The organism is Myroides odoratimimus, from assembly GCF_004337635.1.
Classification (GTDB): Bacteria; Bacteroidota; Bacteroidia; order Flavobacteriales; family Flavobacteriaceae; genus Flavobacterium; species Flavobacterium odoratimimum.
In genome coordinates this window covers 2,443,926-2,467,176 of the sequence record NZ_CP037427.1, presented here as the reverse complement: position 1 = coordinate 2,467,176, position 23,251 = coordinate 2,443,926, and the positions used below count along the sequence as shown (strand labels likewise).

At 34.7% G+C, this 23,251-nt stretch carries 18 protein-coding genes; 9 read left to right on the top strand and 9 right to left on the bottom strand.

Translation table 11 applies throughout. The annotated features are described in order from the left end of the window. Nucleotides 1–27: 27 nt before the first annotated feature. Nucleotides 28–1,137 carry a sensor histidine kinase gene (locus tag E0Z07_RS11160; protein ID WP_058699493.1) on the bottom strand — a complete coding sequence of 370 codons (1,110 nt, stop codon included), beginning with the start codon at nt 1,135–1,137 and terminating at the stop codon, nt 28–30. A gap of 328 nt (nt 1,138–1,465) precedes the next feature. Further along, on the bottom strand, nt 1,466–1,996 hold the full coding sequence (locus E0Z07_RS11155; protein ID WP_131540748.1) for a hypothetical protein: 531 nt from the start codon (nt 1,994–1,996) through the stop codon (nt 1,466–1,468). A 165-nt stretch (nt 1,997–2,161) separates the two neighbouring features. Between E0Z07_RS11155 and E0Z07_RS18020 the strand changes: the two genes are divergently transcribed. The 5 genes from E0Z07_RS18020 to E0Z07_RS11135 all read left to right on the top strand — a co-directional run bounded on the left by E0Z07_RS18020 (nt 2,162) and on the right by E0Z07_RS11135 (nt 9,910). Then, a complete protein-coding gene (locus E0Z07_RS18020) occupies nt 2,162–2,326 on the top strand; it encodes a hypothetical protein (RefSeq protein ID WP_006263230.1) in 165 nt (54 codons plus the stop codon). A 602-nt stretch (nt 2,327–2,928) separates the two neighbouring features. Then, on the top strand, nt 2,929–3,603 hold the full coding sequence (locus E0Z07_RS11150) for a response regulator transcription factor (protein WP_006263227.1): 675 nt from the start codon (nt 2,929–2,931) through the stop codon (nt 3,601–3,603). Nucleotides 3,604–3,819: 216 nt separating this feature from the next. Next, complete coding sequence (locus E0Z07_RS11145; protein WP_131540747.1) at nt 3,820–5,181, top strand: sensor histidine kinase; 1,362 nt, start codon at nt 3,820–3,822, stop codon at nt 5,179–5,181. Between the two features lie 294 nt (nt 5,182–5,475). Further along, complete coding sequence (locus tag E0Z07_RS11140) at nt 5,476–8,523, top strand: SusC/RagA family TonB-linked outer membrane protein (protein WP_131540746.1); 3,048 nt, start codon at nt 5,476–5,478, stop codon at nt 8,521–8,523. A gap of 4 nt (nt 8,524–8,527) precedes the next feature. Continuing rightward, nucleotides 8,528–9,910 carry a RagB/SusD family nutrient uptake outer membrane protein gene (locus tag E0Z07_RS11135; RefSeq protein ID WP_131540745.1) on the top strand — a complete coding sequence of 461 codons (1,383 nt, stop codon included), beginning with the start codon at nt 8,528–8,530 and terminating at the stop codon, nt 9,908–9,910. Nucleotides 9,911–10,109: 199 nt separating this feature from the next. Here E0Z07_RS11135 and E0Z07_RS11130 read toward each other — a convergent pair whose 3' ends face one another. The 5 genes from E0Z07_RS11130 to E0Z07_RS11110 all read right to left on the bottom strand — a co-directional run bounded on the left by E0Z07_RS11130 (nt 10,110) and on the right by E0Z07_RS11110 (nt 15,171). Then, the gene (locus E0Z07_RS11130; protein WP_131540744.1) at nt 10,110–11,018 is read right to left on the bottom strand and encodes a helix-turn-helix transcriptional regulator; all 909 of its coding nucleotides are present in this window, start codon (nt 11,016–11,018) and stop codon (nt 10,110–10,112) included. 650 nt (nt 11,019–11,668) lie between these two features. Continuing rightward, nucleotides 11,669–12,499, bottom strand: a complete 831-nt coding sequence (locus E0Z07_RS11125) for a CvfB family protein (RefSeq protein ID WP_006259374.1) — start codon at nt 12,497–12,499, stop codon at nt 11,669–11,671. Nucleotides 12,500–12,539: 40 nt separating this feature from the next. Then, on the bottom strand, nt 12,540–13,271 hold the full coding sequence (locus tag E0Z07_RS11120; protein ID WP_006259375.1) for a hypothetical protein: 732 nt from the start codon (nt 13,269–13,271) through the stop codon (nt 12,540–12,542). 71 nt (nt 13,272–13,342) lie between these two features. Continuing rightward, nucleotides 13,343–14,428, bottom strand: a complete 1,086-nt coding sequence (gene dnaX / locus E0Z07_RS11115; RefSeq protein WP_006265032.1) for a DNA polymerase III subunit gamma/tau — start codon at nt 14,426–14,428, stop codon at nt 13,343–13,345. Nucleotides 14,429–14,475: 47 nt separating this feature from the next. Then, nucleotides 14,476–15,171, bottom strand: coding sequence for a DUF4294 domain-containing protein (locus E0Z07_RS11110; protein ID WP_006259377.1), 696 nt, complete (start codon nt 15,169–15,171; stop codon nt 14,476–14,478). An 81-nt stretch (nt 15,172–15,252) separates the two neighbouring features. Here E0Z07_RS11110 and E0Z07_RS11105 point away from each other — a divergent pair, with 81 nt between their 5' ends. The 4 genes from E0Z07_RS11105 (at nt 15,253) to punC (ending at nt 19,268) form a co-directional block, all read left to right on the top strand. Next, the gene (locus tag E0Z07_RS11105) at nt 15,253–16,344 is read left to right on the top strand and encodes a M42 family metallopeptidase (protein ID WP_131540743.1); all 1,092 of its coding nucleotides are present in this window, start codon (nt 15,253–15,255) and stop codon (nt 16,342–16,344) included. Between the two features lie 118 nt (nt 16,345–16,462). Beyond that, nucleotides 16,463–17,242, top strand: coding sequence for an enhanced serine sensitivity protein SseB (locus tag E0Z07_RS11100; protein ID WP_006263222.1), 780 nt, complete (start codon nt 16,463–16,465; stop codon nt 17,240–17,242). A 6-nt stretch (nt 17,243–17,248) separates the two neighbouring features. After that, nucleotides 17,249–17,911: a chloramphenicol acetyltransferase gene (locus E0Z07_RS11095; protein ID WP_006263221.1), complete on the top strand. Its 663-nt coding sequence runs from the start codon at nt 17,249–17,251 to the stop codon at nt 17,909–17,911. Between the two features lie 181 nt (nt 17,912–18,092). Beyond that, on the top strand, nt 18,093–19,268 hold the full coding sequence (gene punC / locus E0Z07_RS11090; RefSeq protein ID WP_006259381.1) for a purine nucleoside transporter PunC: 1,176 nt from the start codon (nt 18,093–18,095) through the stop codon (nt 19,266–19,268). Nucleotides 19,269–19,328: 60 nt separating this feature from the next. Here the strand turns inward: punC and E0Z07_RS11085 are convergent, their stop codons facing one another. Then, the gene (locus E0Z07_RS11085) at nt 19,329–20,594 is read right to left on the bottom strand and encodes an aminotransferase class I/II-fold pyridoxal phosphate-dependent enzyme (protein WP_006259382.1); all 1,266 of its coding nucleotides are present in this window, start codon (nt 20,592–20,594) and stop codon (nt 19,329–19,331) included. 238 nt (nt 20,595–20,832) lie between these two features. Next, on the bottom strand, nt 20,833–23,229 hold the full coding sequence (locus E0Z07_RS11080) for an alpha-ketoacid dehydrogenase subunit alpha/beta (RefSeq protein WP_006263220.1): 2,397 nt from the start codon (nt 23,227–23,229) through the stop codon (nt 20,833–20,835). Between the last annotated feature and the right edge of the window lie 22 nt (nt 23,230–23,251).

Here is a 23,251-nt window from a genome sequence, read left to right as displayed (position 1 = left end):
TTTTCTTTCTTAAGCTATTATTTCTAATTATTTATCATTCTTATTTAGTAACAAAGGCAACCTTACCACAAAATCTTTATCCGTTTTCTGAATAAGAACCTTGTGTTTACTTAGCAGACGGTAGCGTTCTTTAATATTTGTCAACCCTACTTTAGAAGAAGGTAAGGTTACGACTAACTCTTGAATATTATTGCGAATCACCACATAATCCTCTTCTACATAAATATCTATTCTCAGAGGACTCTCTTTAGAAGCACTATTGTGCTTCACAGCATTCTCTACTAATAACTGTATAGCGATGGGTGCCACATAGAAGTTTTTTTTATCCTCCTCTTGCACATTGATATTTAACTGTACTTTCGCCCCCATTCTTTCTTTAATTAAGTAGAAATAAGATTCTACGAAAGTCAACTCTTCTGACAGACTGATGGTGTTCTTTCTCACATTAGATAGCATATAACGATATACTAGCGATAAGTGATCTATAAACTTCACAGCGATATCCTGATCTTCTATTACTAACTCTGATAATGTACTGAAGTTATTAAATAAAAAATGAGGGTCTAGTTGCATCTTTAGTGATTCTAACTCTGACTGACTCGCGATACGTTCTAGTTGTTCTGCTTTTAATTTAAGCTCTGCAGCATCCACCATAGACTTTTTCCAATTATTAATCAAAAAATAACCTGTGTGAATAGCACTGATAAAAATCCCTGTATTTAAACTAATGATTAATGACTGCCATAAATCTATCTTTGCCTCTAAATCTATTAACTCAAAAGACTCGTATGGAGATAGATAGACATATACAAAATTAATAGCAAAATACACTGTAAAGATAAATATAAGTAGTAAGAAGAACTGTACTACTACACGCATCACTGGCTGTTTATCCCAAGGCAAAAACTTGTTCAAAGCTCTACTCAACCAAAGGCTCACCTCTGTAATGGCCATACAGTATAGAAAAAGAACAAAGGCTGACTCCCACATCTCTTCTACATCCATTCTGAACCAATCTGCGTCATAAGGATTAAGTAAAAAATGAGAGAATAAGTAAAGTAAAAAAACTAATGGCACTACCATTAATCGATAGTGTTTTAAAAACAGTGATTCCTCTTTTACTTTCTTGGTCGCCATCTTCCTTAATTAAATTCTATAACAAAAGTAAATCTATATTTCCACATTTAGAACCTTACCTTACTCAAAATGATATATCCTATCTTGAAACGGAAAAATACTACACCTACTTGTATTCTTTATCCATATTACCCATTTTAATTCCCAAAAACCATGCAATTAATACGAAAAAAACACAATTAGACAAAATCAGCAGAGATTTCTACAAATAGCACATATCTATATGCCAAATATATAATAACAAAAAAAGTAGTATAACATCCACTAGCTATACTACTTCTGGTAAAATGAAACAAACAAATTATTTAATTAAAAGATGCTTCTAACCCTAACACCTCAGCTCTGTCAGACCTACTAACCTATTCTCAAAAAATTCTACAAAAGAATAGTCTAGTACGCTAATCACACCCACCTCATCTGATAATAATGCTGTTAATGTCTGTATATCATCTTGTAGAATATATTCTATATCTAAATCTGTATCTTCTAAGAGTTCTTCTACACTATCAATATCACAGTACTGATTCTCATCTAATAGAACAATAGCCCCTTTATGCTCTCCTATCAACAATTCTCCTATCAAGGTATGCTCATCCCATCTCCCTATAATAAAGATATACGAAGAGAAGATAGAGTCCTCATTCATCTCCTGAATAGACAATACATGATCTGTAGTAGTAAAAGTAAAAAAAGACACTGAAGCAACAGTTCTCATCAAAGCAGTATGGCTACTGACCAACAAAAAACGAAAGTAATCATCCGAAAAGTTATAAGTATGCCTTAAGCCATTTATCTCATGCTTAAAAAGCACATCAACTCCTGAATCTATCAAAAATCGATAACGTAAAAATTCATTCATAGTAGTTGTATTGGTTACCTTAAAATTAATCAATTTAAAGGTATCAAAACACTCCTAACTAAAAACATAACATTCTGATAACATTGATATTAAATCTAAAAATAAAATATATAAAACGAAGAATGGGACAAAATAATTAATGAGCCTAAACCTGATGATAGACCAATGCAACTACTAATGGATTATGATGAGAAAGGAAAAGTTATCTATCTATTATTATGTAGATACTTCTCTGATTCTGAGTTTAGAGCTATCGCTCCTGTCAAAACCATATCAGAGCCTAACTTCTCTCAACTCCTTAATAAATTTAAACAAACCACTAAATTCTAATCGATTGTAACTAATCACTATATACCTCCCCTACCTCCTACACCCTCTTTTCTCCTATCTATTTTTTCACTACCTTTGCCTACAGTAAAGGCTTTGACTCAATGTCCATTATTGAGAATATTCTTCTATTCAAAGTCTGGTACGTCTCACCAAAAAGAAAGCACAAACCACAGCTTTCAAAATCTTAATTTTAAAATTTTAACAAGTTTTTTTAACATCGTAAATTCACTACGAATCGAGTATTCACGCGGTCTCCGTTGTGGTTTGTTCGGAAGGTGTTCGGAAAACACCCCCTTTTTCAGTACCTTTTGCAAAGAACTTCCGAACAACGCCCAAACAAACTTCCCGAAAACCTTGCTGTCACTGGCTTTGTCGCGTGCTGTAAATCACTAAAAAACACCTAAATGTTAATATTTTTAACAGCTGTGATTTGTCCTGTTTTTAGAATTTAGATTGGTTAAAATATTCTCATATTTAGAACTTATACAAGCATTACTCTGCTCTAAATCTATTAAAATAGATATACTTCATCTAACATTAAATTTCTCTAATCCTAAAAAATGGCTTGATTTATGATTTAGTTTTGCAATAAAATCAGAGCTATGAACATACTTTTAATAGAAGACGAAGTAAGTGTATCTAACTTCATTAGAAAAGGTCTAGAGGAGAGCCAACATCAGGTGGCTTTTGCCTACGATGGGATGATAGGATTACAACTAGCGATGGAACAAGAGTTTGATTTGATTATTCTAGATGTCATTCTTCCTTATATGAACGGATTCGAAATCTGTCAACAAATAAAAAAATACAAAGGAGATATTCCCATCCTCATGCTGACGGCATTATCTACGCTAAATGATAAGGTCAAAGGATTTAATATGGGGGCAGATGACTACCTGACGAAACCTTTTCACTTCGAAGAATTATTGCTGAGAATAAAGGCACTGACCCGTCGTAATACAATGGCTATGCCTACTCTAGAGTATAAAGCTGCAGATCTAATCATGAATACGTATAAAAAGACAGTAACGAGAGCAAATAAAGAAATCGTTTTAACCCAAAAAGAATATACCTTACTAGAATACTTCTTAGTGAATAAGAATAGGGTATTAACGAGAACACAGATAGCTGAGGCGGTCTGGGGTATCGGCTTCGATAGAGGAACGAACCTCATCGATGTGTATGTAAATTATGTGAGACGCAAAATAGACAAAGAGTACAGCACACAACTGATACATACAGTTATCGGTATGGGGTATATACTAAAGGATGAATAGTTTTTGGATTACAGTTAACGGTTAACGGTTTACAGTTTTGCCCTACGAGCGCAATGTACTTATATGATGTAATAACCTAATGATTAATACAATAGCCTAATGATTGATACAATAGCCTAAACAGTTTCACAACATCACGACATCACAAAAAAACGATTTCACACCTTCACGGTTTCACAACATCACAAAAAAACGATTTCACAAAAAAACAGAATAATGAAAATACGCAATAGACTTTCACTACAGTTCTCTGGCTTATTTGCGATACTCTTATTGGGAGTGCTAATTGCAGTCTATTTTGTAGTATCTAGCCATTGGCAAAATACCTTCTTTAAACAATTAGAAGATCGCGCCTTCACAGTAGGCCATAACTATCTAGCAGAAGACAACTTCACCAAGGCAGAGTTCGATGAGGTCTTGCGCAAATATCCTCGTACATTACCTCTAGAAAAAATAAGAATCTATGACATTAATCTAGATCCAACCTTCATAGAAGAAGGGGACCTTAAATGGGATAAAAAGACATTAGAAGAGGTTATTGCAAAAAAGAAGATATACTTTAAACTTGATCAGGAGTACGTGGTAGGTATTTTCTATAGAGATAATTCTGGGGACTTTATCGTGATGGCTAAGGCAACTAATGAAAAAGGAGTAGCAGCATTACAACAGTTAAGAACAGTTATGCTGATCAGTCTAGTGATTGCTTTACTCATTACTTTTTTCCTCTCGCGTTTATTCGCTGGTTATTTTCTAATCCCGATTACCAGAATTAATAAGTACTTCGCGAAGAAAAATATAAATACTTTATTTCAGCCCATCCCTACACAGGATATGTCTAAAGACGAGATACGTACGTTAAGCGAGACTATTAATGATCTCTTTTATCGAGTACAAGAATCCTTTGACAACCAACAGGCATTCGTGTCTCATGCTTCGCATGAGCTAAAAACGCCTATCGCTTCTCTTATGGGGAATGCTGAGATAGCGCTACGTCAGAGCAGAACAGAACAGGAGTACGTAAAGGTACTACAAGGGGTAGTGAACGATGCAATACACATAGATCAGATGATCAATAATCTATTGGCATTATCACAACTAGACAGTTCTGTGTATCCATTACATAGACATGCTTTTGAAGAATTCTGGTGGACGATGATAGACCACCTTATAGCAGCTCAAAAAGACTTAAACCTAAACCTGACCATCAGCACAGAAGAAGACTTACACGAGCTATTCTTTAATGGCAACGGCAACTTAGTAGAGCTAGCCCTTTCTAATATTATATTGAATGCCAACAAGTTTTCTCACAATGCACCTATAGAAGTAACACTGGATACTGATACCCACAATATCATTATTATAGTAGAAGATAAAGGCATTGGGATAAAAAAAGAGGATCTAGACAAACTATTTCTTCCTTTTTACCGTTCTAGTAATGCATTCGGGATAAAAGGAACTGGACTAGGTCTATCGTTAGCTTCTAAAATAGTACAATTGCACAAAGGCACATTGACCATAGAATCAGAACTAACAGTAGGTACTAAAGTGACCTTAATGATTCCGAAACTGCATCAATAGTAGTCATCTCAATCATTATCTAAATTATAATTCAACCTAACAGCGAGTATAAGATTTTATACTCGCTGTTTTTTTTGTGATGTTGTGGAGTTGTTTGTTGAAGGAGCTTGGTAGGCCCTCTAAGAGTATTTAACTATTAAACATCAGATGAAAACTGTTAAACCCAATCTCACATTAAAATTTTCTAATCTCCTTTTAATCCCCTATTCACATCTCTTTAAGACCGTCCTAATTATCGTGAAATAAGTTTGCCTTGTTAAAAAGAAAGTAAAAAAATAGACAAGAATTTATTTTATGCATATCACTAAAAGATCATTGTTATCCCTAGCTTTAGTACTGTCAGCGACAGTGACTAGCTATGCACAGGATAAAAAAGCACCTATCGTGGTGAGAGATGCGGAAACGCTAATTCCGCTACCTGGCGTGACTATCGAAGACATTACAAATGATAAAGTAGATATTACTTTAGACAATGGACAATTCGAATTAGACAATACAGACTTAAAAGAGATAAAACTACGCCTAACTTATATCGGATATACAGATAAAGAAATAACAATAAAGGTGGGAGATTATCCTTCATTTATAGACTTAGATGTAGAGGATAACTTACTAGAAGGAATTGTCGTAACAGGATATACTAAACAGTCTCGTTCTAAAACAACAGGAGCTGTCAGTAAAATAGAAGCTCAAGCGATCAATAAATCACAAGTGAGTTCTATGGATCAAGCCTTACAAGGACAAGTACCTGGATTATATGTAGCTTCTCCTTCTGGGCAACCTGGCACTCCTGGTAGGGTGACTATCCGAGGTATCGGTTCTCTTCAGGATGAGAACACAAATCCTCTTTATGTATTAAATGGAATGCCTATCTCTCCTGCTACATTCTCTGCTCTGAATCCTGAAGACTTTGAAGATATCACTGTTCTAAAAGATGCAGCGGCTACTGCTCAGTATGGTTCTAGAGGAGCTAATGGGGTGATCGTAATCACTTCTAAGAAAGGGGCACATGACTCTGATGGATTAAGGGTAACTTATCAAACTCAATACGGGTATTCTGAAGCCAATAACAGCAAATGGGATATGATGAATACGAACCAACGTCTTCAGTTCGAAGAAATGCTTCAAGACCAAGACTTACCTGGATGGGCATATTCTAGAAACAACCCTTATAAGACAGTAAATGGTGTACAGGTAGCTAAGGCAGATGTTGATTATATAGAAGGAGATAGACGATTAGCTGAGATTAGACAGACTAATATTGATTGGAAAAAGAAGTTAATGAGAAGAGGGATTAATCAATCTCATAACTTAAGCTTCCAAGGGGGCGATGATAAGACTCAACACTATACTTCATTAAACTACTTCAAACAAGATGGTGTATTATACAACTCAGGTATAGAAAAGTTCAATGTGAATAGTAATATTCACCATAAGTCTGGTAGATTGAGTACTAACTTCTTCTTCAACTTAGCGAATATTAATAGTCAAACTTCAGAGTCTGACTTTGATGTAAGCGAGACAAATCCTGTAGCTTCTATGTACTTCGCGTTACCTTATGAGAATCCGTATGATGAAGATGGAAAACTTACTCCTGGTACGAATAGATTTGGTACAAATGCTTTAGCAATGTATAACGATGTTAGCCGAAGAGAAAAACAGCAGAAAGGTGTATTAGCAGGTAACTTTGCTTTTGATATTACAGATGACTTTAAACTTACTAGTACAATAGGGGTTGATTATACTAAGCTAAGTAATACACATATCATCAAACCTGATACGTACTTCGGAGACCTAGTAGAAGAAGGTGGTAAAGGAATGTATAGTCAAGGTGATCAGACTAACATCGGGCTAATGGCTAACTTCGGGGCTAACTATAAATACAGATGGGATGCACACGAGATAGAAGCGATAGCCTTAATGGAGATGAATAGACAGAAGTATAACTATCACGGCTTTACAGGATATGGGTTAATAGATGGGCTAGACCATACCGCAGGTGGTATCACACCAGGTACACCTGAGAATGACTTCATTCCTAAGATAGAGGGTAGAGCTTCTGAGAACTTATTACTTTCTCAAGTTGCTTTAGTGAGATACTCATATGAGAACAGATTTACGTTGTCTACGAGCTTAAGAAGAGATGGTTCATCCCGTGTACCTCGTAATAACAGATATAAGTACTTCTATGCTGTGGGAGGTAGTTGGAATATGAAAACAGAAGACTTTATGCAGAATATAGATGTTATCTCTATGGCACGTTTAAGAGCTAGTTATGGATTAACAGGTAATGCTAATGGCTTCGCTAGTGACTTCGGGTACCGCCGTCTTTATGGCCCTGGTCAATACAACGGAGGTACTGCCCTTAACCCTATAACGCCAGGGAACAATCAGTACAACTGGGAAATGAATAAGATTCTAGACTTAGGGTTAGAGTTCGGTTTATTTGAAAACAGATTAATTGGAGAAATAGACTTCTATAACCGTATTACGAGTGATTTATTCTTAGATAGATCTCTTTCTAGTACATCGGGGTTTGAATCCATAGCAGATAATATGGGTAAAATTCGAAACCGTGGTATTGAATTAAAACTGTCTGGAGATGTGGTAAGAAGTGGAGACTTCACCTTTAACTTAGGAGTTAACTTTGCTTATAACAAGAATAAAATCTTGAGCCTAGGAGATGAGGATGAAATCATCACAGAAGACTACTCTATCCATCAAGTCGGCAAGCAAATAGGACATTTCTATATGGTGAAATGGGCTGGTGTAGATCAGCAGACAGGTGCTCCACTCTATTATGACAAAGAAGGTAATATCACGACTACTTATGATCCTGATAATGCTGTATTAGTTAAAGGAGGGTTTGACCCTGCTATCAAAGGAGGGTTTACAACTAACTTTAAATACAAAAACTTAGAAGTAAGCGCCTTATTCTCTTTTATTAAAGGAATGTATAGACTTAACACAGGAGAGTTTTACAGAACATCCGCAGACCAAACTTACCGTATCTATAACCAGTCTACAAGTATGTTAGATATGTGGCAAAACCCTGGTGATGTCAGCGATAATCCTAGTGCAAAATACGCTCGTTATATGACTGATAGAGAGCTACAAAAAGCAGATTACTTAAAACTTAGAAACTTAAGTGTAAACTATAGATTTAAAGACTTCGGTAAATGGAATAAAATAGTGAAAGAGATCAATATATTCGCTCAAGGGCAAAACCTATTGACTTGGACAAACTTCAAAGGACAAGATCCTGAAGATGACAATAACTGGTACCAATATGAATACCCATTACCACGTACCATCACAGCAGGTGTAAAAGTAATTTTTTAAAGCAATGTCAATGAAAACAACCATATATAAAATAAGTGCAATACTATGCTTAGCATTAGGAGCTATTAGTTTCCAGAGTTGTGATAGTATGCTAGATATAGACCCAAAAGATGCTGTAAATGAAGAACATATTTACAGTTCGGTTAAGCAATTTGAGTTTGGAGTACTAGGAGCTTATACAGAGCTAAACTTAGAATACAATACCTTAATCGGTTCGATCATGGCGGATGATTGTAAATTAGCTCCTGGCAATGCTGGGGTAAACTCTTATGCTGTCAATCTTAACCGATGGACTTTTAGCTCAGATGACGACCTTCTACAACAGATATGGATAGATTACTACCACAGCGTGTACAAGATTAACACACTACTAGAAAACATCCATAAAGTGCCTACTAGCAATGAGGCTGAAGTAGAAAAACTAAAGGAACTAAAGAGTGAATTACACGGTCTAAGAGCTTTAATACACTTCGAACTACACCGTATGTTTGGACAGTCTGAATACTTAGGGATGACAGCTTATACAATCCCTTATAAGACGAGTTCTGATGTATATGAGAAGCCAGGTAAACAAACAATACAAGACTTCTATAAACAACTAGAGAATGATCTAGTGGAAGCAGAACAGCATATTAATAAAGATACCACTATTCGCTTAAGTCAAGATGCTATCTTAGCTTTAACTGCACGTGTGGCATTATATTCACATGACTATACAAAAGCAGAAAGATATAGTACTCTGCTAATTAATAAATATCCACTAGCAACGGCAAAAGAGTTTGAAGGAATATGGGAGGACACTTCTAATGCTGAGGTTATTTTTAAACTGAAGCGCAACAATGATGACAACATTAGACCTAACATATTCTGGTATGACTTCAGCAATGGTAAAACACTGTACTATGCTTCACAGAAGCTAAGAGATCAATTTGACTCAGAAAATGACCAAAGGTATGAACACTTCTTCGGTATAGAAGATGATGCAGTCATCAGTAAATATGATGGTAGCGCATTCAACGATCGTATTAATGATTACAAAGTATTTCGCATCAGTGAAATGTATCTTATACGCGCAGAAGCATATCTAAAACTAGGTAATAATACCAGTGCTACTAATGATATTAATACGCTTAGAGACAATAGAATTAAAGATAATACTCACTTTACTACTGTGACGCTACAGGATGTATTACAAGAGCGTTTCTTAGAATTATCCTTCGAAGGACATCGCTATTTTGATTTAAAAAGATTAGGCTTGCCATTAGAAAGAGATTCACGTGATCTAGCAGTAGATACTGATAACACGATAATTAATGCTTTTGATGAATACTATCAACTACCTATTCCACAAAAAGAAGTACAAGCTAATCCAGCGTTAAAATACTAATACTAAAAAAGGCTATTCCTAAACAGAATAGCCTTTTTCATTTACAATAAACCTCGATTCATACTCTAAAGTATAAATCAACAATAGCAGGCCCCCACCTGCTATTGTTTTCGAAACAAACTAACCGTTATATCTGTATATTTTGACTTAATAATAACTTATCATATACAGTTACAACTTCTACATTAATTCCCCCAAACTAATGTATTTTTATATATTCGTCTTGGTGTTGCTCTAAAGCAAAACGCAATTCTTCAATAACTTCTTCCTTTAGTCTTTCTGGTGAAACGACTTTCACATATTTACCAAACTTCATGATTTGTTGCTTCAACTCATAATTTGGTTTTACTAATAAAGTAGCTAAAATACGTTCTCCACATACACTCTCTGTAATTACCTGAGATGAGTGAAGTGGGCAAGAATTTAAAACAGCTCTTTGACTCTTATCAAATGAAAGGACTACTTCGTGAACATCTTGATCGGTAAAGTTTAAGCCTATAATTTCACTAAACTTAGTTCTAGCTGACTCTGAGCATCCTTTAAAACGTTCGTTCTCAATCATCACATCTGTTATCGTATCTAAAAAGTAAGTATGGTACTCATTCTCTTCTAACGCTACAACATACCACGCATCTTCAAATTCTTTAAACAGTATAGGTGCTATTTTCACACGATGTGGCTCTCCTTCTGACTGATTAGTATAAGTAAAAGATATTTTTTGATTCTTCGTCATTGCTGTATAGATCATTCTAATCGTATCTATTGGCAATACTCCTTTCTTAGATACTGGATCGATATAAGTAGAAGCTGACGCCCTAGACCCATTACTTGAATTAAGTATATCTGTAGTTACCAGATCTTTTAAATGTAATAAAACTTGATTTGCTCTTGCTAAATATTTAGGAGCAATATAATACCCTTTTTTAGCATTATCTAGTGATACCTCTACCCCAAACTCTGTAGACAAGTCACTAAGTGCGCGATACAGTGTACGTTCACTAATATCAATATCATAACTTGCTAAGTACTCTAAAAGCTTTTCCCGCGAAGGATAATGATTTTGATTCAGGTAATTTAATACCAAAAAATAATAGCGTAATTTCTTCATTTTAACCCCAATTAAAATTAAGTGATAGTTGTGTTTTTTATAAATAACTAAATTAGCTTTTTTCTCTAATAAAAAAAACTATCTAATTGGGATACAAAAGTAATCCTATATAATAGAAGGTATTAAAAAATTGGGTGAAAGTGTCTTTTTTCTTAGTTAAGCCGCGTAATCTCAATTTGAGAATAGTTGAAATATTTATTCATAACCAGCTACTTCAACTATGTATTAACACATTTATAAATAGCTTAAATCAGGCAACGATAAGGTTATTTGATTACACCTTTATTAATAAAAATAGCGTCTATTTTAAATATAGACGCTATGGGGACACTCTAAATTCTTAGCTAGCCAACACTATACTAGAAATAGTTATTCTATTGCATCACAAGTTATACAACTCAGAATACACATGCTCTATACTAAGTATGGTTGATAGTAATGATACTTCTATACAATGTTCGCTCCTAATTAAAAAACAATTCGCTCATCTAAAAGAACATTACAAACATATTAATTTACCAATCTTCATAATCTAAAAAAAAGTAAAGCAAGTAATTTATTGAGTAAAGAAACCACTAGCCACAATATACAGGTACAAAAAAAGGAGCCACTTTACCCATGACTCCCTCTTGTACTATCTCACTCAGATACTATCTCACTAGATAAATACCATCTTCTTTTATCTCTATCTTCTTCTCTTTATAAAGAGTTCCTATTGCCTTTTTAAAGGTCTTTTTACTCATGTTTAGAACAGTCTTGATGTCTTCTGGATGACTATTGTCATTTAGCCCTAAGAATCCTCTGTTGTGCTCTAATTCTCTGATAATAATTGTAGCACTGTCTACTACTCCATCAAAACCTAATTTGTTTCTACTAACGTCTATTTTTCCATCAGGACGAATAGATTTAATATACCCTATGATACGATCTCCTGTGTGTAACTCTTCAAACACTTCATTCTTATACATAAGACCAGCGTGTTTTTCATTGATAATTACATTAATACCTAAATCTGTAATATGAGATACAACTAGTTCTACTTCTTCTCCTTCTTCTACAGTAATATCCTTATTATCGACAAACTGCTTTAATTTACTAGAACCTACCAATCGTTTACTTTGATCATCAAGATACATATAGATCAGATATCTATTCCCTTCTTTCATAGGACGCGCTTGTTCTCTAAACGGAACGAATAAGTCCTTTTCTAACCCCATATCCATAAAGGCTCCATATTCATTAATGTAGCTTACTTTTAATAACGCAAACTCATTTACATATATTTTAGGCTCTAAAGTAGTTGCTACTGGTCTTTCTTCTTGATCTAAGTAAACAAAGACAATCATCTCATCTCCAACTCTAATATTCTCAGGTTCGTATTTACTAGGTAAAAGAATATCTGTTTCACCATCTGTTAAATAAAGTCCAATACCCGCTAAACGAGCAACCTTTAATTTATTATCATCTCCTATTTTAATCATATTCTTGTATATCTTTTATATTGTGAACTTAAGTTCACTTTTACTTTAATTCTAAGTCAAAAATGTCCTTCAATACCTCTACTTCAGGATTAATTTCTATAAAATGTTGGTACTTATCTTTTGAGTCTAATACTCTCTTAACTAGCTTAATCTCTTCGTTAACAGTAATATTTAATTCAATTGCAAAGTTCTGTAATTTTTTGCGAAGGTAATTAACCAAGTCATACTTATTCTCTTCAAAACTCAATTTAGAACCCTCATTTGGCAATTCTAATTCAATACGAGCTTCATACAAAGTAGGTTGAGCCATTCGCATTAAAGAAGCCATTAGCATTAATCCTGCTCTAGTCAAACGATCTATATAATAGTTCCATTCTCCCATTAACTGATCATAGGTAAAAGCCTGTTTAGGTAAGTCATCAGGGTTAATTACAACTTTTTCTAGAGACGAAGCCAACTCTTTTCTGTTTCGAATACTAGTCAACGATAAGGCAGAAGCTCTTTTAGGTTGTTCTGCTATAGGATTAGTATTACTTTCTATATTGAGTGACTGATTATTTAATGACTCACTTGCCTGAGGTTGTACTAGATGATTTGACTCAACAGTTTGAGCTCCTTGAGGAGCAACTGTATTATCATATTGATTATTTACACTTTGAGCATAACCACCTTGCTCTACTACAGGTACATTATTAGGCACTTGTATGTTTTGAGCTGATTGGTGAATACTATTTACCTCTTGTACAGATGTGTTTTTACTTACACTTGCCAAAGCATTTAACTCATCTAAATTACTTGTAAATTGTCTATTATGAAGTAATTCTTTAAGCGCTAAAGCTGGTATTATAAATTGTTTATCTTTTTTTTTTCGCCTTCAAAAGATAAAGACGCTAACTGCATTAGACACAATTCTACTAGTAATCTCTGGTTTTGACTTGATTTATACTTCAGATCACAATCATTCGCTATCTCTATAGCTTGTAACAAGAAAGGCATTGAAGTTTGTTGTGACTGATTGTAAAACAATTGTTTGCCATGATCTCCAATCTCTAATAGATTGATTGTCTCAGGTGTTTTACAAACCATCAAATCTCTAAAATGAGAAGCCAGTCCAGAAACAAAATGATGTCCATCAAATCCTTTAGATAAGATATCATTATACGCTAGTAATAATGCAGGAATATTATTCTGTAAAACAAAATCAGTGATACGAATATAATATTCAAAGTCTAATACATTAAGATTTTCAGCAACAGCTTGTCTTGTTAAGTTTCTACCACAATAAGAAACAACTCTATCAAATATAGATAATGCATCACGCATAGCACCATCAGCTTTCTGCGCTATAATACGCAAGGCATCATCCTCAAAGTTGATTCCTTGACTTCTAGCAACATCAGCTAAGTGATTAGCCGCATCAGCAATAGTGATTCGTTTAAAATCAAATATCTGACATCTAGATAAGATAGTTGGTATGATCTTATGCTTCTCGGTAGTTGCTAATATAAAAATAGCATGACGAGGCGGTTCTTCTAATGTTTTTAAGAAAGCATTAAACGCTGCAGAAGATAGCATGTGCACCTCATCTATAATATACACCTTATACTTTCCAGTCTGTGGTGGTATACGCACTTGATCAATAAGACTTCTGATATCATCCACTGAGTTATTAGACGCAGCATCTAATTCAAATACATTAAATGCAAAGTCCTCATTTGGATCATCATATCCCTCTTGGTTTATCTTTCTAGCTAAAATACGAGCACATGTCGTCTTACCTACTCCTCTAGGTCCTGTAAATAACAAAGCCTGTGCTAAGTGATTACTCTCAATAGCATTAACTAGAGTACTTGTAATAGCTTGTTGGCCTACTACATCTCTAAATGTTTGGGGTCTATATTTTCGGGCAGATACGATAAATTGTTCCATAGGTCTCTTATTATCGCAAAGGTAGTTTATTTTTTAGAATACAGAAATTATTCTCTTAACTCAGCAGGGAAAAACTCATCTTTACCTATCTTGTTTGACCACTGTTTTCTAAGTTCATTTAAGTGAATAGGCTTATGAGGCTCTCTGCTTTCTAACTCAAAAGTATAAAACAAATACTGTAACTGTACTTCTATATAAAAGTCATCCAAATAAAGTTCAGGATGATACTCCGATTTCAAGTCTAAACTAAAAGTTCGAGCAGCAGTATTAGACCAAAAAGCCTTCCACCCACTTTTAAACTCCTTAATTAATTTATATACAGTCTGTCCTGTCTGACGATCAATAAGCTTAATCAGCACTTTCCCATCATTACGAGACAGTTTCTTTAATCTCGCTGTAAACTGTTCTTCTAGATATTTCTGAGAGCGTTTTATATACTTACGCTTATCACTATTACTAGTCATCTTATCTAGGTTTGCATTCAGAATCACTAGATTCTCTGCTGTAGCCTTTGCATAAGGATACACTCTACGCAATCTATTGCGCAGAATAATCATATCACGTCGATACTTCTCGTCTTTAATATCTACCCCAATATAAATCTCAGGAATAGTATATTCCTGTATAGTATCTCCTTCTATTATGAGTTCATGCGGTATCTCTGGTACTTCAACTAGCTTCTTATCTTGTGCAATAAGGTATTGCACAAAAAACACAAAACTAATTACTAAAAGCTTTTTCATAACCTTAATTATACTCCAAAATTATCTCTTTTTGTTGAGTAATAATAATAGTATTAGGTAAATTAGCAAAAAAATAAAATCATGAGTACAAAGACAATTCTAGATGACAGTTCACTAGCTTTTTTAGAAACATATTTAAATAACCCATCTCCTACTGGACATGAGTCAAATAACCAAAAGACTTGGATGGAATATCTAAAACCTTATGTAGACACTTTTATAACAGACACTTATGGTACAGCTGTAGGAATAATCAATCCTGATGCTCCATATAAAGTAGTGATAGAAGGACACGCTGACGAAATCTCTTGGTACGTTAAGTATATCACTGAAGAAGGTTTTATTCACGTAGTTAGAAATGGTGGTAGTGATCACATGATCGCCCCTTCTAAACGAGTACATATCCATACTAAAAAAGGAATTGTAGAAGGTGTATTCGGATGGCCTGCTATACACATCAGAAATAGAGCTGGAAAAGAAGAATCTCCAAAAATAGAAACAAACTTTATTGACCTAGGATGTGACTCTAAGGCTGAAGTAGAAGCATTAGGAGTACATGTAGGTTGTGTGATTACATATCCTGATACTTTCACTATCTTAAACAACAATCGTTTTGTATGTCGTGCTATTGACAACAGAATGGGTGGTTTTATGATTGCACAAGTAGCTCGTTTATTAAAGGAGAATAACAAGGCACTACCTTTTGGACTTTATATCGTAAACGCAGTTCAAGAAGAAGTAGGATTAAGAGGTGCTGAAATGATCACACAAACGATTAAACCTAATGTAGCTATCGTAACAGATGTTTGTCATGATTCTAATACACCGATGGTAGACAAGAATATCGAAGGTGATAATAAGATTGGTAGAGGTCCTGTAGTAGGATATGCTCCTGCTATCCAAAATAACTTAAGAGAGTTAATCGAAGAAACAGCTGAGCACAACAATATTCCTTTCCAACGCAATGCCATGAGTAGAGTGACAGGTACAGATACAGATGCCTTTGCTTATAGCAATGGAGGTGTTGCTTCAGCACTTATCTCTCTTCCTCTAAGATATATGCATACTACAGTAGAGATGGTTCACAGAGATGATGTTGAAAACACAATCAAATTAATCTACGAAACGCTACTTAAAATAGAGAACAACGAAACTTTTTCGTACTTTAAATAATATAGTAAGGCAGCCATTCGCTGCCTTATTTTTTTATGAATTATCTACCAATTTTATACAAACAAATCAAAGGAATATGATTAAATCCTCTATCTTTGAATAAAAATACATTTAGATAATGTCCAATTACAATCGCAACAAAAATACTGTTGCAAAACTAAATACAAACTTAACTCTTGCACAAATCATTGAGCAAGCAGGTACTAATCCAGAATATAGAATTGTATTTTACAATCGTTTCTTAAAAGATGATATTTATGTGCTCGTTGAAAAAGGAGCTTTAGAAGGTAAGACTGATGGTAGCATGGATCCTACACCTCCTATTATTGCTTTTGAAAACAACTGTATTCCTGTTTTTACACATCCAGATAGAATATACGATAGTAGTGCTATACATCAAGAAATGGATTATATGAAAGTAAGAGGAAATGACTTCTTAGAAATGACACTAGGAGCTACTATCATTGTCAATCCTTTTTCTAAAGTATACAAAGAATTAGTCGTAGAAGAAATAGCAGAAATGCTAAACGGTAGTATATTCAACACCTTAAGTAGCCCTGTATTAAAAGCTCAGATGAATGTAAAAATAGGAGCACCAGAGACTGAACCTACTGTTTTATTAGAAGAGTTAAAAACTGCCTTTTCTGAGCATGAACTTATTAATGCAGCTTATATCGGTTGGACTTTTAATGAAATCCTAGACAAAAATGCTCATTATGTATTCGCGATAGAGTGCGCTAAAGAATTAACTGATTTTAAAGAAGTAGCAGATTTAATCTCTAACTTCTGTAAACCTCATTTAACGAAAGAGGAATATATAGATATCATTAAATTAGAAAAGAATGGAAACTTTAGCGATTATTTCTATAATCACGCCACTCCTTTCTACACAAAATAACAAACAATGACAAAGGAAGCTAAATTCACCCCTATCGACTTAGAATCGTGGAACAGGACTCCTTACTATGAATATTACCGAAATATTCTAAAGACAAAATATACGGTAAGTATTAAAATAGAAATTACAGAAGTATTCAGTCTATACAAAAGTAAAGGATACAAGTTCTTTCCTACCTTCTTATATATCATCATGAAAGCACTTAACAACAGTGAGGAGCTTCGCACTTGTATACATGAAGGTCAACTAGGCACATGGAATTTTTTAGCCCCACAATACACCCTCTTTCACGAAGATGACAAAACATTTTCTGATTTATGGAGTGAACACGCTGATGACTTTAAAGCTTTTCACCACAATATCATCTCTGATATCGAGAAGTACAAGGATGTTAAAGGAATAAAGATAAAAGAAGGTCTACCTGCTAATTTTGTTCCCATCTCTTGCGTCCCCTGGATTAGCTTTGAGAGCATTAGTCAAGATACTTCTCATGACTCTGATTTTTTAAAGCCAATTATTCGTTTTGGCAAGTATTATCAAGAGCATGATAAGGTTTTAATACCATTATCTATTTACGTCAATCATGCTATAGCAGACGGATATCACACTTCCATGTTCTTACAAGACATACAAGATATCGCAAACGATGCTAGAAACTGGATATTATAAGGATTATCTCTACAAGAGGTAATCCTTTTTTTATTTCCTCCCTACTTCAATAAACCTCATTATCAAACAACTACCCTATCAATCCCTTCATAGTCTCTGTTAATTTATCCTTCTTAGACAAATAACCCCCTTGTCGCGTATATAATTAGTGTACTTTTGCCGATTCTAAAATTTTTAATATATGCCACAACAACATAAGAATAGTTTTTTCTTTTTAGTATATCTAGTAGGGTTAAGTATCATAGGGTTTTTAGCAACAGATATGTACTTACCAGCATTTGACAAGATGCGTATTGATCTTGACACCACTAAAAGTAATATTAGCGCTACCTTAAGTTTATTCCTTGCTGGATACGCTATCGCACAACTAATGTGGGGACCAATATCTGACAAAGTCGGTAAACCAAAAACCATTATAATAGGTCTTAGTATATTCACTATTTCCTCTTTAGCAATTTTCTTTACAGATAGCGTAATCGCCTTTATCGTATTAAGACTAATACAAGCTATCGGAGTATGTGCTGCTGCTGTTAGCTGGCAAGCCTTAGTTATAGAAAAATATCCTTCTAGCGAGACGAATAAGGTATTTGCATCTATTATGCCTTTAGTAGCCCTATCACCCGCTCTAGCGCCTTTATTAGGAGTATACTTATTAGATCATTTCGGATGGAGATCTATCTTTATCACATTAGCGATCATATCTGTTCTTCTGATTTTATACACTTTCACTATAAAAGAAGAAAAGAAAGTAGAAGAAACAGTACAAGTTGAAGCAAAGAGTATTTCTTATTTCGAAATACTTAAGTCAAAAAAATACGTAGGTAATGTACTTATCTATGCATTGTGCTCTGCTGCTTTCTTTGCATGGTTGACAGGGTCACCTTTCTTCTTAAAAGAGATGGGATACAATGAAAGCGAAATAGGCTTTAGTTTCGTACCTCAGACTATTGCCTTCTTAGTAGGTGGTTTTGGATACAGAACACTATCTTCTAGAGTAAATGGAGATGTATTAATGCCTTTCTTTATTGCATTATTTGTTATTGCTATTAGTTCACTTACTGCATTAGCAGTATTTACCACTCCTACCTTGACGACCTTATTAATCCCATTTTGTTTAATGGCTTTTGTCAATGGAGCATCATACCCTATTGTAGTCTCAGAAGCTTTAAAGCTATATCCTAATAACTCAGGTAAAGCTGCTGCTCTGCAAAACACTATTCAGTTAGGGATGTGTTTTATCGCCAGCTCCATAGTTTCTCTATTTACAGAAGATGCTCTATTTACTACTGTATTAGTTATGACCGGAACTATTCCATTAATATACATAGCCTACCGATTGACAAAAAGTTCAAAATAATAGACACAAAAAAAGGAACCTAAAATTTAGGTTCCTTTTTTTATATATTCTATCTACATATTATGCGTTAGATACATCTACAGTAGTTGCTTCTGCAATTTGTTTGTAAGTACCATTCTCTAACTTCTCGCGGATAGCTTCATAAGCTTTTAATGTCTCATCGATATCCTCTTTAGTATGAGTTGCTGTAGGAATCATTCTCAATAAGATAATTCCTTTAGGAATAACTGGATAAACAACGATTGATAAGAAAATATTATAGTTCTCTCTCAAGTCATTTACCATAACCATTGCCTCAGGAATACTTCCTTCTAAGTACACAGGAGTAACACAAGTATTTGTATCACCGATGTTGAATCCTCTGTCTTTTAATCCATTCTGAAGTAAGTTTACATTCTCCCATAACTTCGCTTTTAACTCAGGATTAGTTCTTAAAAGCTCTAAACGTTTTAATGCTCCTTTAGTGAAAATCATTGGTAATGATTTTGCGAACATTTGAGAACGTAAATTATATTTTAAATAATCAATAATATCTTTATCTGCTGCTACGAAAGCTCCGATAGAAGCCATAGACTTAGCAAAAGTAGAGAAGTACACATCGATACCATCTTGACATCCTTGCTCCTCACCTGCTCCTGCTCCTGTAGCACCTAGAGTACCGAATCCATGAGCATCATCAACTAATAAACGGAAGTTGTATTTCTCTTTAAGAGCTACTATTTCTTTTAATTTACCTTGTTGACCTCTCATACCGAATACCCCCTCAGTGATCACTAAGATACCTCCACCTGTAGTTTCAGCCATTTTAGTTGCTCTCTCTAAGTTCTTTTCGATACTTTCGATATCATTGTGTTTATAAGTAAAACGTTTACCCATATGTAAACGAACACCATCAATAATACAAGCGTGAGAATCTACATCGTATACGATTACATCATTCTTCGTTACTAAAGCGTCGATGATAGAAACCATCCCTTGGTAACCAAAGTTTAATAAATAAGCTGCTTCTTTTTGTACGAATGCTGCTAATTCATTTTGTAATTGCTCGTGCATTGTAGTATGTCCAGACATCATACGAGCACCCATTGGATAAGCTGCTCCATATTCAGCAGCTGCTTCAGCATCTACTTTTCTAACTTCTGGGTGATTAGATAAACCTAAATAATCATTGATACTCCAGTTAATAACTTCTTTTCCATGAAACATCATACGATTTGACAAAGGTCCCTCTAGCTTAGGAAACACATAATATCCTTCTGCTTGAGATGCCCATTTTCCTAAAGGCCCTTTATTTTTCTGTATTCTGTCAAATAAATCGTTTACCATAATATAACTATGTTTAAAAAAACAATTGCAAAAATAATGATATTTTGTATGCTTTCATAATAAATAGGGAACTATTTGAACCGAAACCCCTCTAACTGTGATAGTATTAAATGCATTTTACATATAATATATCAATATAAAAACGCGAACAAAATGACCATTTTTTTCACAAAACATCTGATGAAAAGTGTTTTTAAAATAAAAACCTCCCAATATGGGAGGTTTTTACTTCATATTTTTAATATAATGCAGGATATAAATTAGGGTTTACCTCATTCATCATTGCATAAACTTTTTCAAAAACATCTTCTGATGATGGCTTAGAGAAGTAATCTCCGTCTGTACCATAAGCAGGTCTGTGTGCTTTAGAAGTCAATGTCTGAGGATCGCTATCTAAGTGACGGTATCCTTTTTGTTCTTCTAACACTTTTTGAAGGATATAAGCAGAAGCACCACCTGGCACATCTTCATCGATAACTAACAGGCGATTTGTTTTAGCAAGACTCTTCACGATATCGTGGTTCAAGTCAAATGGCAATAAAGACTGAGCATCTATAATCTCAACATCTATCCCTACTTCTAACAACTCTTTTGCAGCTTGCTCTATGATTCTTAGTGTAGAACCATAAGATACGATAGTCATATCTTTCCCTTCTTTGATTGTCTCTACTACACCGATAGGAGTTTTAAACTGCCCTAAGTTATTAGGCATTTTCTCTTTTAGACGGTATCCATTAAGACACTCGATTAATAAAGCAGGCTCATCACTCTCTAATAAAGTATTGTAGAATCCTGCTGCTTTTGTCATATTTCTTGGAACTAATACATGCATTCCTCTGATAGCATTAATAATCATCCCCATAGGAGATCCTGAATGCCAGATACCTTCTAATCTATGACCACGTGTTCTAACAATCAATGGAGCTTTTTGACGACCTACTGTTCTATATTGAAGAGTAGCTAAATCATCACTCATGATTTGGATAGCATATAATAAGTAATCTAAGTACTGAATCTCAGCGATAGGTCTTAGCCCACGCATTGCCATACCGATACCTTGACCTAAGATAGTAGCCTCTCTAATACCAGTATCCGTTACTCTATTTAATCCATGTTTCTCTTGAAGTCCTTCTAATCCTTGGTTTACGTCACCGATATTACCAGAATCTTCTCCGAAGATCATTACATTCTTATGATTTTCTAAGATAGTATCGAAGTTATCTCTTAGTACTACACGAGCATCTACTTCTGTAGCATCTGCATCATAAGTAGGCAATACCTCTTCAATAGCTGTAGCTGTACCCGTCATTAGGTGAGAGCTATATCTAGGTTGGTTCTTAGCGAAGAAATCATCGATATACTGCACTAATGCACCTTTACCTGATTCTTTAATCACCATTCTCAGTACCTTGCGAGCTGTAGTGATTACATCTCTTCTGATTGGCTCTTTAATACCAGCTAAATCATTAGCCATTTTCTCTATAAATACTCTATTTGCACTAGATGCAGCTACAGTACCTAATAAAGCTACTAATTCATTACGCTCAGCGATGATTGGATCTACATAAGCTTTCCAAGCTGCTTTTTTGCCTTCTAGTACTTCTTTTTTAAGTTGTTTATCTAGCTCATCTAACTCTTCCGCAGTAGCAATATCAGAAGTAATCATCCAGTTTCTCATCTGAACGATACAATCGTGCTCTACTTCCCAAGCTAAACGCTCTGGACTCTTATATCTCTCATGAGAACCCGATGTAGAGTGTCCTTGAGGTTGAGTTAACTCTTGTACGTGTACTAATACAGGTACGTGCTCTTCTCTAGCTATTTTAGAAGCTTGGTTATAAGTATCTACTAAAGCTACATAATCCCATCCTTTTACACGTAGGATTTCATATCCATTACCATGCTCATCTCTTTGGAATCCTTTTAATATCTCAGAGATATTCTCTTTTGTAGTTTGGTATTTTGCGTGTACAGAGATACCGTATTGGTCATCCCACACATTCATTACCATAGGTACTTGTAATACCCCAGCAGCATTGATAGTCTCGAAGAATAATCCTTCTGAAGTAGAGGCATTACCTATCGTACCCCATGCTACCTCATTACCATTTACAGAGAAGTTTCCTTCTTTATCAGCATCTGCAAACTCTCTATAAAATTTAGAAGCTTGAGCTAATCCTAATAATCTAGGCATTTGCCCAGCTGTAGGTGATATATCTGCACTTGAGTTTTTTTGATCAACTAATTTTTTCCAATTTCCGTTCTCGTCTAAGCTGTGAGTAGCGAAGTGCCCTCCCATCTGACGACCTCCAGACATCGGATCATTCTCTAAATCAGCATGTCCAAAAAGTCCTGCAAAAAATTGTTCTACTGTCAATTGTCCTATCGCCATCATAAAAGTCTGATCGCGGTAATATCCAGATCTAAAGTCTCCATTCTGAAAAGCCTTCGCCATAGCAAGCTGTGGCACCTCTTTTCCATCTCCAAAAATTCCAAACTTCGCTTTTCCTGTAAGCACTTCACGTCTACCAAGTAAACTACATTCTCTACTTAGTTTCGCAATCTTATAATCTTGAATTACTTCTTTCTTAAAATCATCGTAAGAAAGAGCCGTTTTTGTTTCTTTTTGACTCATTGTAAAATACACTAATTTACTT

What these genes read in the sequence shown, in the direction of transcription:
- E0Z07_RS11160 (WP_058699493.1), bottom strand. Translation starts at nt 1,137, where the DNA reads ATGGCGACCAAGAAAGTAAAAGAGGAATCACTGTTTTTAAAACACTAT.
- E0Z07_RS11155 (WP_131540748.1), bottom strand. Translation starts at nt 1,996, where the DNA reads ATGAATGAATTTTTACGTTATCGATTTTTGATAGATTCAGGAGTTGAT.
- E0Z07_RS18020 (WP_006263230.1), top strand. Translation starts at nt 2,162, where the DNA reads ATGCAACTACTAATGGATTATGATGAGAAAGGAAAAGTTATCTATCTA.
- E0Z07_RS11150 (WP_006263227.1), top strand. Translation starts at nt 2,929, where the DNA reads ATGAACATACTTTTAATAGAAGACGAAGTAAGTGTATCTAACTTCATT.
- E0Z07_RS11145 (WP_131540747.1), top strand. Translation starts at nt 3,820, where the DNA reads ATGAAAATACGCAATAGACTTTCACTACAGTTCTCTGGCTTATTTGCG.
- E0Z07_RS11140 (WP_131540746.1), top strand. Translation starts at nt 5,476, where the DNA reads ATGCATATCACTAAAAGATCATTGTTATCCCTAGCTTTAGTACTGTCA.
- E0Z07_RS11135 (WP_131540745.1), top strand. Translation starts at nt 8,528, where the DNA reads ATGTCAATGAAAACAACCATATATAAAATAAGTGCAATACTATGCTTA.
- E0Z07_RS11130 (WP_131540744.1), bottom strand. Translation starts at nt 11,018, where the DNA reads ATGAAGAAATTACGCTATTATTTTTTGGTATTAAATTACCTGAATCAA.
- E0Z07_RS11125 (WP_006259374.1), bottom strand. Translation starts at nt 12,499, where the DNA reads ATGATTAAAATAGGAGATGATAATAAATTAAAGGTTGCTCGTTTAGCG.
- dnaX (WP_006265032.1), bottom strand. Translation starts at nt 14,428, where the DNA reads ATGGAACAATTTATCGTATCTGCCCGAAAATATAGACCCCAAACATTT.
- E0Z07_RS11110 (WP_006259377.1), bottom strand. Translation starts at nt 15,171, where the DNA reads ATGAAAAAGCTTTTAGTAATTAGTTTTGTGTTTTTTGTGCAATACCTT.
- E0Z07_RS11105 (WP_131540743.1), top strand. Translation starts at nt 15,253, where the DNA reads ATGAGTACAAAGACAATTCTAGATGACAGTTCACTAGCTTTTTTAGAA.
- E0Z07_RS11100 (WP_006263222.1), top strand. Translation starts at nt 16,463, where the DNA reads ATGTCCAATTACAATCGCAACAAAAATACTGTTGCAAAACTAAATACA.
- E0Z07_RS11095 (WP_006263221.1), top strand. Translation starts at nt 17,249, where the DNA reads ATGACAAAGGAAGCTAAATTCACCCCTATCGACTTAGAATCGTGGAAC.
- punC (WP_006259381.1), top strand. Translation starts at nt 18,093, where the DNA reads ATGCCACAACAACATAAGAATAGTTTTTTCTTTTTAGTATATCTAGTA.
- E0Z07_RS11085 (WP_006259382.1), bottom strand. Translation starts at nt 20,594, where the DNA reads ATGGTAAACGATTTATTTGACAGAATACAGAAAAATAAAGGGCCTTTA.
- E0Z07_RS11080 (WP_006263220.1), bottom strand. Translation starts at nt 23,229, where the DNA reads ATGAGTCAAAAAGAAACAAAAACGGCTCTTTCTTACGATGATTTTAAG.